Raw genomic sequence first — 13,923 nt, forward strand, 5'->3', positions numbered from 1 at the left:
AATTTCTAGTGGGCCGCCGCCCCTGCGACGCCGAGGTGGCGCTCGAGGACCGACGGGTCGGCCTTCAGCGCGGCGCTCGGGGCGTCGTGGACGATCGTTCCGCGCTCCAATATCACAACACGGTCGGCGAGCCCCAGAATCTTTTGCGCGTTCTGCTCGACGATGATCGAGCAGATGCCGCCCGCCCGGGTGATGGTGCCGATCGCCTTCAGAAGCTCCTCGACGATGATGGGGGCGAGGCCCTCCGTCGGCTCGTCCAGCAGCAGGACCTTCGGGTTGAGGGTCAACGCCCGGCCGATCGCCAGCATCTGCTGCTCGCCGCCGGAGAGCTGGTTGCCAAAATTGCTCCGCCGCTCCTTCAGCCGCGGGAACATCTCGTAGACCCGCTCGACCGTCCAAGGGCCGGGCTGCGCCACCGCGGTCATGTTCTCTTCCACCGTCAGCGAGCGGAAGATGTTGCGCTCCTGCGGCACCCAGCCGATGCCGGCCCGCGCCCGCTGATCGGGCCGCAAGCTCGTGACATCGGTGCCGGCGAGCGCGACCGAGCCGGAGAAGCGGCGGGTCACGCCGACGATGGAGTTGATCAGCGTGGTCTTGCCGGTCCCGTTGCGGCCCAGCAGCGCAAGCACCTGCCCCTCGGCGAGGCGCAGGGACATGTTGGACAGCACCACCGCCTCGCCATAGCCGGCGCGAAGTGCGTCGATCGCGAGCAGGTCAGACATTGACCGCCTCCTCGCCGAGATAGACGGCCTTGACCTGCGGGTCGCGCGCGACCACGTCGGGCGGCCCCTCGGTGAGCAGCGCGCCCGAGACCAATACCGAGATGCGGTCGGCGAAGGAAAAGACGAGGTCCATGTCGTGCTCGATCAGGAGCACGGTGACGTCACGCGGCAGGCTGCCTACGACCGCGAGAATGTCGTGGCGTTCGCTCTCGGGCACGCCGGCGGCGGGCTCGTCGAGCAGCAGCACGCGCGGCTTGGCGGCGATCGCGACCGCGATCTCGAGCAGGCGTTGCTTGCCGTAAGGCAACGTCACGGTCTCTTCGTTCATGACGTCGAGCAGATGGAAGCGCCTCAGGAGATCGGCGATCTCGCCGTTGACGTCGCTCCGCGTGCCCATCCGCCGCCACCAGTCGCCGCCATGGCCGAGGCGCTCGGAGACGGCGAGGCCGATGGTCTCGAGCGGGGTCAGGTCGGGATAGAGCTGGTTGATCTGGAAGGTGCGCGACATGCCGCGCAGCACGCGCTTGTGCACCGGCAAATCCGTGATGTCCTGGCCTTCGAGCAGGATCCGGCCCGAGTTTGGCTTCAGCACGCCGGTGAGCTGGTTGATGACCGTGGTCTTGCCGGCGCCGTTCGGGCCGATCAGCGCGTGGCGGGCGCCCTGCTCGATCTTGAGCGACAGGTCCCGCGTCACGCGCAGGCCGCCGAACTGCTTTTCGAGATTTTGGGTTTCGAGCGCGATGGTCATGCGTCGCTCTCCGGCACGGCAACGACCGCCTTGCGTCCGGCAACCTGCTTGATGACCAGGTTCGGCACGTACAGCACCCAGCGATGCAGGCGCTGGCGGCCGACCAGCACGATCACGACCAGCACGAGGCCGATCCAGAACTGCCAATATTGCGGGGTGATGGTGGAGAACACTTCCTGGAGCATGCGGAAGATCACCGCGCCGACCAGTCCGCCATAGAGATAGCCGGTCCCGCCGATCACGAGCACCAGCATCAAATCGGCCGAACGCTCGAAGGCGAATACGTCGAGGGAGGCGATCGCCGTGGTCTGGGTGAACAGCGCGCCCGCAATGCCGGCATAGAACGCCGCGAGGGTGTAGATCGCGATCAGGCGGCGGTTGACGGGGATGCCAATGGCGGCTGCGCGCAGCGGATTGTTCTTGATCGCGCGCAGCGACAGGCCGAACGGCGAATGCACGACGCGGCGGGCGAACAGGAACAACAGGAACAGCACCGCCAGCGAGTAGAAAAAGCCGGTCTTGCCGAACATGTCGAACGCAATCTCGCCGAAGATCGGCTGCATCTCGATGCCCTGAAGGCCGTCGGTGCCGCCGGTGATGTTGGAGAAGCGCTCGGCGAGCGCTTCCAGCAGCAGCGCGATGCCGAGCGTGACCATCAGCCGGGTCAGATCGACGCCGCGGATCACCAGGAAGCTGGTGGCAAAACCCAGCACCATAGCGGCAAGGCCGGCTACGATCAGCGCGAGCACGGGCTCGTTGATGATCCCATGCAAGGCGAGAAGCCCCGCGGCGTAGGCGCCGACGCCGAAGAAAGCGGCATGGCCGAGCGAGACGATGCCGGCATAACCGAGGATGAGATCGAGCGACATCGCAAACAGCGCCAGCCGCAGGATGTCGGTCATGATCAGATAGCGCGTGGGAAAAGCGAAGCCGCAGGCCAGCACGACGAGCCAGAAGGCGACTTCGCCATAGTGCCAGCGCGCCTGGCGCTGGGCGTGATAACCGACGTCGGAGGAAGTGCTCATCGGCGGCCTCAACGCGCGGCCGTGCGGCCGAACAGGCCGTTCGGGCGCCAGATCAGGATCACGATCATCATGGTGTAGATCACGAAGGGGCCCATCTTCGGCACATAATATTTGCCGGCGACGTCGCCGATGCCGAGCAGGAGCGAGGCCAGGAACGGCCCGGTGATCGAGGACGAACCGCCGACGGTGACCACGATCAGGAAGTAGATCATGAACTTCAGCGGGAAATACGGATCGAGGCCGAGGATCTCGGCGCTCAGTGCACCACCGAGACCGGCGAGCCCGCAGCCGAAAGCAAAGGTGAAGGCGAACACCTGCGGCACGTTGATGCCGAGCCCGCTCGCGGCACGGGGATCATCGACCGCGGCGCGCAGCCGGCTGCCGAACCGGGTCTTGGCCAGCACCATCTGGAGAGCAATGGTGAGCAGGCCGCAGATCACGATGATCATCAACCGGTAGCGGCCGATGCCGACGCCGAACACGTCGAACTGGCCCTGGAGCGCAGCCGGCAAATTGATGAAGACGCGCGATGAGCCCTGGATGTAATCGACGGCCGCGACCGACATGAACGTCAGACCGATCGTGAACAGCACCTGGTCGAGATGGCTGCGCGCATAGAGATGGCGGTAGAGCGTTCGTTCGAGCACGATGCCGATGGCTGCTGCGGAGACAAAGGCGAGCGGCAGTGCTGCGAAGAACGGCCAGCCCATGCGGTTGACCAGGACCATGCAGACATAGCCGCCGGCCATGGCAAAGGCGCCGTGGGCGAGGTTGACGAAGTTCATCAGGCCGAGCGTGACCGCAAGCCCGCAAGCGAGCACGAACAGCAGCATGCCGTAGGCAACGCCATCGAACAGGTTGGTGAGGATAGAGGTCATCGGAAGCGGGTGAACCCTGGTAATCACTCGTCATTCCGGGGCAGCGCGCAGCGCTGAACCCGGAATCCATTTCCATCACGTCGAGATCCCCGATGCGCGCTAAGCGCGCTCGGGGATGACGCGCTTTTCGCGCGTCACTTCTTCGTCTTACCGAGATCCTTGACGGCTTCGAAGGTCGCGAACTCGACATTGTAGAGCTCGCCGTCGACCTTCTCGACCTTGCGGATGTAGATGTTCTGCACGATGTCGCGGGTCTCGGGGTCGATCGAGATCGGGCCGCGCGGGCTTTCCCACTTCTGGCCCTTCATGGCTTCGACCAGCTTGGTGCCGTCGGTGTCGCCATTGGTCTTCTTCAGCGCCTCGTAGATGAGGTGGATGCCGTCATAGCCGCTCACGGCCATGAAGCCCGGACGGTTGCCGTAGGCCTTCTTGTAGGCCGCGACGAAATCCTTGTTCATCTGCGAGGGATGCGCCGCGGAATACAGATGCGCGGTGACCGTGCCGAGCACGGCGTCGCCCATGTTGTTGAGCAGGTCGTCGTCGGTGACGTCGCCCGGTCCGATTACCTTGATGCCGGCCTTGTCGAGGCCACGCTCGGCATACTGCTTCATGAAGTTGCCGCCCTGGCCGGCCGGCACGAACACGAAGATCGCGTCGGGCTTGGCATCCTTCATGCGCTGGAGGAACGGCGCGAAATCGGGATTGGCGAGCGGCGTCTTCACCTCTTCGACCACCTCACCGCCGCCGGCGGTGAAGTTCTGCTTGAAGAAGTTCAGTGCGTCGTTGCCCGGCGCGTAGTCGGAGGTGAGCGTCGCCACCTTCTTGATGCCGTTCTTCACCGCCCAGTCGGCGATGATGGTCGAGGACTGCGCCAGCGTGAAGCTGGTGCGCACGATGTAGGGCGAGCGCTCGGTGATGATGGAGGTGCCGGCCGCCATCACGACTTCCGGGATCTTGGCCTGGGTTGCGAGCGGCGCGGCCGCGAGCGCGGCCGGCGTCACGCCGAAGCCGGCGATGAAATTGACCTTGTCGTTGACGATCAGCTCCTGCGCGGCCGTCTTGGTCTTGTCCGGAATCGCGGCGTCGTCCTTGAGGATGATCTCGATCTTCTTGCCGGCGACGGTGTCGCCCTTCTGCTGCATATAGAGCCTGATCGCGTTCTCGATCTGCTTGCCGGTCGAGGCCTGGCCGCCGGTCATCGGCAGGATCAGGCCGACCTTGACGGTGTCCTCGGCCTTGGCCGGCACGATGGCCGCAAGGCCGGCGATGGCGGCCGCTGCCGCGGTCCAAGAGACCTTATAAGAAAACGTCTTCCATTCGAACATCAGATGTCCCTCCCCTTCATTCCTGATCTCTTGTGCGCCGGACCGAGTGCCCGGTCCTTGGCTCAACCTTAGCTCACGCACGCGCGATGTCGCGCCACATGGCGTCTTTCGCGCCCTTATTGTCAATCGGACGTTTGGCGACCATTCGGCGCAAGCCGCGCGTCCCGATTGCCGACGACAGGGAGCGATGCCGTGGTTACGTCGGAGTAACCCGAGCATCCCCATCCTGGCCGCTCCTATTTGTACGATTGTACAAATAAAATGGACCTGTCAACGAAAAAGCCCTGCCGCCGACCAAGCCAGTTTGTCGCGTGCCCCTTGCCACAGTCTAGAAAGCGACCGGCCGCGTGGATGGAGGATTTCGTCTTTCTTTTGCAGAATTCGGACACCGCGGTTCACGGCAAATCGGTAGTTAATTACCTACCTCGAATAAGTCTATTTTACCTTGTTGAAGACTACTCTCCCCGCGCCAGCCTAACCCGGCGTCCAACACGACTGAATTCGCGCGCACAATGCTCAAGCTTTTCCGCTCCGTCCTCACCCTCGTTGCGCTCGCCGCGGGGCTGTCCGGCTGCGGCACCGTCAACGAAAAGCTCTCCGCCGGCATGGGCGACTACGTCCCGCAATGGGCCGGCGGCCTGCCGGCCGACGCACCGCCGCGGCCCGGCACGCCGCAATACGACGCCTACATGAAAGAGCGCGAACGCAAGCGGCTGCTGCCGGCGGCCGATCGCGAGAAGGAAGAGCAGGCGCAGAAGGGTGCGACCGGCTCGGCGTCCGGCAACGCGGTGCGCTGAGGGCGCTACTCGCCACTCACCATTCGCTAATCCATAAACACCACGGTCTTGCGGCCGTTGAGGATGACGCGGTCGTCGAGGTGGTAGCGGATCGCGCGGGCCAGCACGCGCCGCTCGATATCGCGGCCCTTGCGGACGAGATCCTCCGGGGTGTCGCGGTGGCTGATGCGCTCGACGTCCTGATCGACGATCGGACCTTCGTCGAGGTCGCGCGTGACGTAATGGGCGGTCGCACCGATCAGCTTGACGCCGCGCTCATGGGCCTGGTGATAGGGCTTTGCGCCCTTGAAGCCCGGCAGGAACGAGTGGTGGATGTTGATGCAGCGGCCGGAAAGCTTGGCAGACAGATCATCCGACAGGATCTGCATGTAGCGCGCGAGCACGACGAGATCGGTGCCGGTCTCGGCGACGAGATCGAGGATCTGCGCCTCCTGCTCGCGCTTGGTCTCCTTGGTGACAGGCAGATGGTGGAACGGGATGCCGCCGAAATCGAGCCCGGCATAGACCTCGCGCGGATGGTTGGAGACGATTGCGGTCGGGACCATCGGCAGCTCGCCGGTGCGCCAGCGATAGAGGATGTCGACCAGGCAATGGTCGGACTTCGACACCAGCAGCATCACCTTGCGATGCGCTGCACGGTCACGCATCTGCCACTCCATGCCGAAACGCTCCGCGATCGCGGCAAACCCGGTCTGGAGCGCCGACAGCTCCACGGCGAGATCGGCCGCGGTGAACACCACGCGCATGAAGAACTTCTTGGTCTCGACGTCGTCGAACTGCTGGGCATCGAGAATGTTCTGTCCGTTGTGGGCCAGAAAGGTCGACACCGCCGAGACGATGCCGGGACGATCCGGACAGGACAGGGTCAGGACATATTGATGATCAGGCATGGCTCTTGATGAAGGTTTGGGCAGCGACTGCGGAACGATCCGCGATTTGCGCCCTGCTCTATCACCGACCCCGCCCTCGCGCCAATCCCAAGACTTGATCGCAAGACTTGCGTCAGCATAAAGCGCGGAGTCAGGATGAACGGACCATTGCAATTTACCGCCGGAGCACACCCATGGCCGACCGCTTGAACGGCTACCGCATCCTGATCCTGGAGACGCGCGAGGAGGCCCAGTTTTCAAAGCTTCTGGCCGAGCAAGGTGCCGACGTCGTGCAGTGCCCGATGTTCACCATTCACGACGCGCCCGATCCCGCCCCGGTCGAGGCCTGGATTCGCCGCGCCATCGACCAGCCCCTTGACGACCTCGTGCTGATGACGGGCGAAGGCCTGCGGCGGATCATGAAGCTCGCGCGGACCCGTGGTCTCGACCAGGCTCTGGTCGCAGCCCTCGCCAAATCGCGAAAATTCACCCGCGGCCCGAAGCCCGGCAAGGCGTTGCGCGAGATCTCCCTCGATGCGCAGCAGAACACGGAGAAGCCGACCACCGAGGGCGTGATCGAAATGCTGGGCAGGCTCGATCTGAAGGGGCGACGCGTCGGCCTTCAGCTTTATCCGGACAAGGACCACAGCGCACTGACCGGCGCACTTGCCGCGCAAGGCGCCGATGTCGATACCGTGCTGCCTTATGCCTACGATTCCAAGGCAGCGGATGCCAACATCGTCGCCGCCATCGACGACATGACCGAGGGGCGGATCGATTCCATCGCGCTGACCAATCTTGGCCAGGTCCGCCGCCTCGTGGAAGCCGCGAAGGCACATGGCAGTGAGGCGAAGTTGCGCGCAGGGTTGGAGCGGACGCTGATTGCGTCGGTGGGTCCTGCGGTGTCGGGAGAGCTCGCCGCGCATGGCCTGCGCACGGACATCGCGCCGGCGGAAGACCACTATTTCATGCGCCCGCTGATCTCGGCGATGGCGGCGGCGCTCGCCGAGAAGCGGCCGAAGGTGGCGGGTTAGTCACCAGGCGCCGATGCCTAGCTTGCCACCTGCGATGCGGCCGACATCAACTCCTGCGGGCTCGGAGCCCCGAACATGCGATGGCCGCCTTCAGGAACCTCGGTAAAGGTCCAGCGCACGATCCCCTCGCGATCGAGCAGGAACTGGCCGAACAGCTGGCCCTGGCCGGTTGCCGCCATGCGCTGATCGGCCTCCATCATCTCGTAACCGTCCTTGTTGTTGAGGTACTCGGCAGCCGCCAACCGATTCATCGACCCCGACGTTTCGCCGGGCACATCCACCTGCATGCTCTTGACGACGTCCATACCCACCTTGCGCGGCCACTCGGTTTCGTTCTCCGTAAACTCGATAGTGGGCAGACCGAACGCGCGGTGCGAGACCCGCTCGGGGTCGGACGCGGCGAGCAGATTGGGCAATGGATGATAGCGGAAGTAGAGCCGCGCGCGCTCAATGGGCGTATTCACGACCGTGAGACTTTCGACGCCCTTGTCGCGCAGGGCTGCGTCAAGTTGCGCCTGTGCCGCGATATGTCGCCGACAGAACGGGCAGTGCAGCCCGCGAAACAAGCCGATCAATATCGGGCTGTGCCCGCGAAAATCCTGCAGCGCGATCGTTCCATCGCGTGTGATGGCGTCCAGCACGATGTTCGGCGCGCGATCGCCCGGTTGAAGCGGTCCGTCGACATGAAGTCCTGACATGGTTGAACTCCTTCATATGACCTAGTCAAGAAACGGCAGTACGATCAGCCCGGCGGGATCGAGACCGTGGCGAGCGCAGACATCATGCGCCAGCGCGAAATATCGGTCGGCCTCGGACATGTCGCCTCGATCAAGGCTCAGCGTGGCGAGACCATCATAGCATGGAAAGAGCTGCTGGGGTTCGCCGGTTTCGTTCGCCACCTCGATTGCCTCATTGTAGCAGAGGGCGGCCAGATCGGGGCGGAAGTGGCATTGATGGATTTGCCCGAGCACGATCAAGGGTACGGAGAGATGCTCGCGCTGATCGAGCGCACGGTCGATTTCGATCGCCTTCTCGGCAGCCGGTACCCCTTCCTCGGTACATCTGTCCGTGAAGGTGCAACAGGCAACGGCAAAATTGGCGAGAAGACGCGCCTGGAAGCCAAGATCCCCGATCCGACGCGCGACATCGAGTCCACGCCGGCAGACCTCCACGGCTTTCGCCGGGTCGACGATCGTGTAGAGCACACCGAGATTGGTGTAGCCGCGGCAGGCTACGTTGAGGAGGCCGGCCGCTTCGGCGGCTGCAACGCTTTGCTCCACCTCGCGCACCGCCTCCTCGTGTCGTCCAAGCCGCGCCAGCGCAACGCCCTTGGTGTTGAGGGCCTCCGCAATGGCACGTGCCGCCTCGAGACCGGCCTGCTCGTCCGCGTCCGCCGGTACGGACCGTGCATAGCCGAGCGCCTCGTCTGCCCATCTTGCGGCGGCGACGTGATCGCCGGTCCGAAACGCGAGACGGCCGCGCTCCTGCAGGAGATGCGCCCACTCGATGGGCGCGTCGGTCCCTCCAAGCAGGTTGGCCGCCTCGGCGTAATGCGTCTCTGCCTTGATCCGCTTGCCGGCGTCCCACAGCAATCGGCCAAGCCTGCGAAGAATTCGCGCTTCGCCGATCCGGTCCTGGATGGCGCGGTGCCCCTCCAACGCGCTCTGATAGTGCTCCTCGGCCGTGTTCCGGCGGCCAGCCGCGGCACAGAGGTCCGCAATCCGCTCGTACAGGACCAGACGTTCCGGCTCCCGTTCGCCGCCGGTCAACAGCACGGCGAGGGCCTGTTGGTAGAGACGGATGGCATCGTCATTGGCATAGCTGGCGCGTGCGCGATCGCCGGCTGCGCGCAGATAGCGCGCGCCTTTCGGCTTGCTCGCGCTCAGACTGAAGTGATGTCCGAGCAGGATGAGATCTTCGAGGCGCTCGGGCTCGTTGCCATAGAGCCTTTCGAGCGCCCCGCCAATCCGTCCATGAAGCTCGATCCGGCGCTGCAGAAGCAGGTTTTGATAGATCACGTCCTGAAGCATGGTTTGCGTGAAGCGGTAGGTCCGCAGCGAAATCGAGTTCGCGCCCGCGATCTCCTCGATGATCTCCGCGTCGCACAGAAGCTCGAGCCCTGCTTCAAGCCTTGCCGGCTCGGTTGCCGCCGCACCGAGAGCAGCCGCATCAAACCGCGGGCCGATCACGGCGGCTTCCTGTGCCAGGCGGCGCACCTGATGCGGCAACCGGTCGAGACGCGCCAGCAACAACGCCTGAATGCTTGCCGGAATATCGGCGGCGGCTTCATCCGATTTCATCCGCCACTGCGCGCCGTCGCGCTCCAGGGTGCCGGCTTCGATCAGGCCGCGTATGATCTCCTCGAGGAAAAGCGGATTGCCGCCGGCGCGATCGAGGATTCGACCGAACAGAGCTCCCGGCGGTTCACGCCAACCGTGACTGAAATAGGCCGCGAGCAGCCTTTGTCCGTCGGCGTCGCCAAGCGGGGGCAGCCGGAGGGTTGTGTGACTGATCCTGCTCGAGCCGAACTGGTCCAGTTCCAGCATCGGCCGATGCGTAAACAGCAGCATCAGCCGCGTCCGCTCCAGTCGGTCCATCAGGAACCGCAACGCTTCAAGCGACACCGCATCGGCCCAATGCAGATCCTCGACGATGATCAGCAGCGGCGACAGTGCCAGGCGGCGTTCGAAGACGGTGCGAATCGCGAAGAATATCTGCCGGCGGAGCTGTTCGGGCTCGACATGCCTGAGCGCGGCGTTGGGGTCGCCGAGGCCGAGGACGTGCAGATAGAGGGGCATCAGGCGGTCGGCCTCGTCGGTCGCGAGGCCAAGCTCCGACAGCGCTTCGGCGACCTTTGCCTCCGCCTCTGCGGCGCCCGCCTTCTGCGCAATGCCATAGGCGCTGCGCAGCACGGCGGCGAGAGTGCCGTAGGATTGTTCGCCAAGCGGCGAGCACGCCGCGTGCCGGATCGCCACGCCGGCGAATCGATCCTGGTCGCGGATGCGCGCGACGAATTCGCTGACCAGGCGCGTTTTCCCGATGCCGGCTTCACCGACCAGCCGCACCAGTTGAGCCGCGCCGCCGCACGCGCGATCAAGGCTGCCGATCAGGCGCGCAAGCTCGACGTCGCGCCCGATCAACGGCGCATTGAGGCCCAGCGTGTCGAGACCGCGCGCCGCACGGGGCGTGTCGAGCGGCTCCTTCAGACGGTGGACCAGCACGCTGCCCATCTTGCCCTTCAGCGAGACCTCGCCAAGCGAGTCATAGGAGAACGCATGCCGCGTCAGACGGTGGGTCAACGGCCCGACCAGCACCTCGCCCGGAGCCGCCATCGACTGTAGCCGCTGGGCGGTATTCACCGTGTCGCCGGTCACCGAATAGGATTTGGAAACACCCGCACCGAGCCCGCCCGCGACGACGTGCCCGGTGTTGATGCCGACATGGAGCAGCAGCGGTGAACCGGCATACGCCTCCGCGCGTTCGCTGAGGCGCGCCGTCCGGCCGATCATGTCGAGGGCAGCGCGCACCGCCCGCTCCGGGTCGTCCTCGTGCGCCGCCGGCGCACCAAACAGAGCCAGCAGCGCATCGCCGATGAATTTGTCCACGAAGCCGCCAAAGCTTTGCACCGCGGCCGTCAACTCCTCGAACAATTCGTTTTGAAGCGTCTGCATGACCTCGGGGTCGAGCCGCTCGCTCATCGCAGTGAAGCCGCTGAGGTCGGCAAACAGCACGGTGATGGTGCGGCGGTTCGCCTCGCTGTCGATCTTGTCTGACGGAGGTCGAAATGCGGCTTGAGCCTCCTCCGTCGGCACGAGCGGCGGAGAGGATGACCGGATCGGAAGCGTCGTCGGGCTCGTCCGCGCCGATGCCTGCCCGCCTGTGGGGACCTCAGCGACGAAGGCACCGCATTTCGGGCAATAGGCGAAATCCGGCGCGCATGGAAAGCCGCAGCCGGGGCACGCGTTCGGTTGCTTCGTGCCGCACTTCGGGCAGAAGGCAAAGCCGCTCTGGACCTCGAAACCACAGCAAGAGCAGTTCATGGGTCAGGACCTCGCGGAAGCCGCGATGGCGCGCGCTCCTGGACCTGCCGGATGGGCCCAGGAACCTGGCAAGCATGGGCTCGTCGCACGGCAAGAGCAAGCGGCGGTTGGTCAACCTCACCGTATCGGCTAGGCGACGAAGCGATGCTGCGGGCGCACTGGCGCACCGCAAATCGTCGGCAAGCATGGCGGCATGCGGTAGCGCCAATTGACAGAGGCATGGCCGGGGCTACCCTGCCAACAGAAGAACAAGAATAAGGGGGAATCGCCGTGAAACCCGTCATCGCATCTTGAGCACATCCGCACGACCTTCCGCACTCGCGCCATTCCGCATCCGCAATTATCGCTTCCAGTGGCCGTCCGATCTGCTCACCTCGTGGGCGTTCGAAGTGGAGACGCTGGTGCTCGGCTGGTACATCATGGTCGAGACGGGCTCCGTGCTGCTGCTCACCGTGCTTGCGTCGCTGCAGTTCGTCGGGACCCTGGTCGCGCCGGTGCTCGGCATGATCGGCGACCGGATGGGCCATCGCGATCTCCTGGTCGTGATGCGCCTTGCCTATACGGCGCTCTCGTCGACCATCATGGTTCTGGCACTGACCGGTCATTTGTCGCCGCTGAGCGTGATGATCATCGTCGCGCTCATGGGCCTGATCCGCCCCTCCGATCTCGGCGTCCGCGGCGCGCTGCTTGCCGAGATCATGCCGGCCGAGCAACTGGTGGGCGCCATCAGCGTTGCGCGCACGACCCAGGACAGCGCCCGCATCGCCGGAGCGCTGACGGGCGCAGGTCTGTTCGCCGTCCTCGGCATCGGCCTCGTTTATGTGGCGATCGCCTGTCTGTATCTCGCGGCCGCACTTCTCATGCTCTGCCTGACCCGGCCGAAAAGGACCATCACGACGAGCGATCTTCCGGCGAACAGCCACGCGGTCTCGCGATTGCTGGGCGACCTCAAGGAAGGGATCGTCTATGCCTGGAACGGCCCGGGAATGCGCGCGGCGCTGTGCGTCGCCTTCCTGGCCAATCTCACCGCCTTTCCTTTCACCGGCGGACTATTGCCCTACATCGCGCGGGACATCTTTCATACCGACCAGACCGGCCTCGGCTATCTCTCGGCGAGCTTCGCCGTGGGCTCGCTGATCGGCTCCATCACGCTCAGCCTAGTCAGCGGACTGCGCATTGCCCGGCTTCTCATCGGCGCGACGCTGGCCTGGTACGCCATGCTGCTGGTGTTCGTCGAGATCAGGACCATGCCGGTGGCGATGGCCTGCCTCGTTCTCGCCGGCATCGCCCAGAGCATGTCGATGATCTCAGCTGCCGTGATCCTGATGCGGACGGCGAGCGCACACCTGCGCGGCCGCGTCATGGGCGTGCGCATGATGGTGATCTACGGCCTGCCGCTCGGATTGCTCGCGGCCGGCAGCCTGATCGACATCATCGGCTATTCCGCGACGGGCTCGCTCTACGCCGCCGCAGGCTTCATCGCGATGCTGGCGATCGCGATCCGCTGGCGCGCCGACCTCTGGCCGGTCCACGCGCCGGCAAACGCGCGCTAGTCCCCGTAGCCGCGCAGCCGCTCGACATCCAAAATGGTGACGCCGCCATATTCGAGCCGCAGCAGCCCCTCCTTCTCCAGCCGGTTCAGCGCGCGGTTGGCGTTCTGCCGTGACATGCCCGAGAGCGCCCCGATCTCCTCCTGGGTGATTTCCAGATGCGCGGTCGACTCGGGATAGAGGATCGGATTGAACAGCGAGGCGATGCTGCGTGCGAGGCGTGCGGTGGCATCCAGCGTGCGGTTGACCTCAAGCATGCCGATGAACTGGCCGAGCCGCTCGTTGAGCTGACGCACCAGGAAGCGGTTGAAGCCGACGCTGTTCTCGAACAGCCACATGAAGGCGCTGCGTTCCATCAGCGCGACGCGGCTGTCGCGCAGCGCGACCACGTCGTAGCGGCGCGGCTCGTTCTTGAGCACGCTGCCCTCGCCGAACCAGGCCCCGGCCGTCAGCCCCGCAAGGCTCGTCTCCTTGCCGTCGCGCGAGACCCCGCCCATCCGTGCCAGGCCGCTCACCATGCCCGCCCAATAGCTGAACGTATCGCCGCGCATGAACACGGTCTCACCGGTGCGGTAGGACCGTTCCGTGATCCCGGTGCGGGCGACCTCGATCTCCGCGTCCGTGAGCTCGCGCGACCAGGCGGCGACCCGCTTCAGTTGATCCTCTGAAATCATGATGCCGAAGCCAGCCGCACCGTTCGCCACCCAATCTCTCTGCTGCACTGCAACACGATCGCTTCGACCACCATCCGACGAAAGATGAAGGCCACTCCCGCCTGAAAAACTTTGTCGCAGAATTGTCAGGCGGGAGACATTTCAAAATAGCGCTTTCCCCTATTGAGGACCACCTTGGGCGATGCGGCTTTTGATCCCGATCGGGAGCAAGAGTGGCGCGGCGCCGGTCGAGACCAATAGCTGCATGGCCTCACCGGCACG

General features: G+C 64.8%; 12 protein-coding genes. 3 read left to right on the top strand and 9 right to left on the bottom strand.

Features of this window, described 5'->3' with window-relative positions; genetic code table 11:
• Positions 1–5: 5 nt before the first annotated feature.
• The 5 genes from QJT78_RS26795 to QJT78_RS26815 form a co-directional block, all read right to left on the bottom strand.
• Entirely contained in the window at positions 6–722 is a 717-nt protein-coding gene (locus QJT78_RS26795; RefSeq protein ID WP_028152000.1) for an ABC transporter ATP-binding protein, read from the bottom strand.
• Positions 715–1,470, bottom strand: a complete 756-nt coding sequence (locus tag QJT78_RS26800; RefSeq protein ID WP_028152001.1) for an ABC transporter ATP-binding protein — start codon at positions 1,468–1,470, stop codon at positions 715–717. The genes QJT78_RS26795 and QJT78_RS26800 overlap by 8 nt, the downstream gene beginning before the upstream one ends.
• Positions 1,467–2,495: a branched-chain amino acid ABC transporter permease gene (locus QJT78_RS26805; protein WP_281460364.1), complete on the bottom strand. Its 1,029-nt coding sequence runs from the start codon at positions 2,493–2,495 to the stop codon at positions 1,467–1,469. Before QJT78_RS26805 ends, QJT78_RS26800 begins: the two co-directional genes overlap by 4 nt.
• Before the next feature lie 8 nt (positions 2,496–2,503).
• Complete coding sequence (locus tag QJT78_RS26810; protein WP_028152003.1) at positions 2,504–3,373, bottom strand: branched-chain amino acid ABC transporter permease; 870 nt, start codon at positions 3,371–3,373, stop codon at positions 2,504–2,506.
• A 134-nt stretch (positions 3,374–3,507) separates the two neighbouring features.
• Positions 3,508–4,698: an ABC transporter substrate-binding protein gene (locus QJT78_RS26815; protein WP_038943697.1), complete on the bottom strand. Its 1,191-nt coding sequence runs from the start codon at positions 4,696–4,698 to the stop codon at positions 3,508–3,510.
• A 512-nt stretch (positions 4,699–5,210) separates the two neighbouring features.
• On the opposite strand from QJT78_RS26815, the gene QJT78_RS26820 reads away from it, so the two are divergent.
• Entirely contained in the window at positions 5,211–5,495 is a 285-nt protein-coding gene (locus QJT78_RS26820; RefSeq protein WP_028152005.1) for a hypothetical protein, read from the top strand.
• Positions 5,496–5,521: 26 nt separating this feature from the next.
• Here the strand turns inward: QJT78_RS26820 and purU are convergent, their stop codons facing one another.
• A complete protein-coding gene (gene purU / locus QJT78_RS26825) occupies positions 5,522–6,385 on the bottom strand; it encodes a formyltetrahydrofolate deformylase (RefSeq protein ID WP_028152006.1) in 864 nt (287 codons plus the stop codon).
• Between the two features lie 173 nt (positions 6,386–6,558).
• Here purU and QJT78_RS26830 point away from each other — a divergent pair, with 173 nt between their 5' ends.
• Complete coding sequence (locus tag QJT78_RS26830) at positions 6,559–7,398, top strand: uroporphyrinogen-III synthase (RefSeq protein WP_028152007.1); 840 nt, start codon at positions 6,559–6,561, stop codon at positions 7,396–7,398.
• Between the two features lie 17 nt (positions 7,399–7,415).
• Here the strand turns inward: QJT78_RS26830 and QJT78_RS26835 are convergent, their stop codons facing one another.
• Both QJT78_RS26835 and QJT78_RS26840 read right to left on the bottom strand, forming a co-directional pair.
• On the bottom strand, positions 7,416–8,096 hold the full coding sequence (locus tag QJT78_RS26835) for a redoxin family protein (protein ID WP_028152008.1): 681 nt from the start codon (positions 8,094–8,096) through the stop codon (positions 7,416–7,418).
• A 21-nt stretch (positions 8,097–8,117) separates the two neighbouring features.
• The gene (locus QJT78_RS26840) at positions 8,118–11,438 is read right to left on the bottom strand and encodes an adenylate/guanylate cyclase domain-containing protein (RefSeq protein ID WP_028152009.1); all 3,321 of its coding nucleotides are present in this window, start codon (positions 11,436–11,438) and stop codon (positions 8,118–8,120) included.
• A 290-nt stretch (positions 11,439–11,728) separates the two neighbouring features.
• Here QJT78_RS26840 and QJT78_RS26845 point away from each other — a divergent pair, with 290 nt between their 5' ends.
• Positions 11,729–12,991: an MFS transporter gene (locus tag QJT78_RS26845; protein ID WP_028152010.1), complete on the top strand. Its 1,263-nt coding sequence runs from the start codon at positions 11,729–11,731 to the stop codon at positions 12,989–12,991.
• Here QJT78_RS26845 and QJT78_RS26850 read toward each other — a convergent pair.
• Positions 12,988–13,662 carry a Crp/Fnr family transcriptional regulator gene (locus tag QJT78_RS26850; protein ID WP_028152011.1) on the bottom strand — a complete coding sequence of 225 codons (675 nt, stop codon included), beginning with the start codon at positions 13,660–13,662 and terminating at the stop codon, positions 12,988–12,990. The genes QJT78_RS26845 and QJT78_RS26850 overlap by 4 nt on opposite strands.
• Positions 13,663–13,923 lie beyond the last annotated feature (261 nt).

The sequence above is a fragment of the Bradyrhizobium sp. Mp27 genome, assembly GCF_029953005.1.
Classification (GTDB): domain Bacteria; phylum Pseudomonadota; class Alphaproteobacteria; order Rhizobiales; family Xanthobacteraceae; genus Bradyrhizobium; species Bradyrhizobium barranii.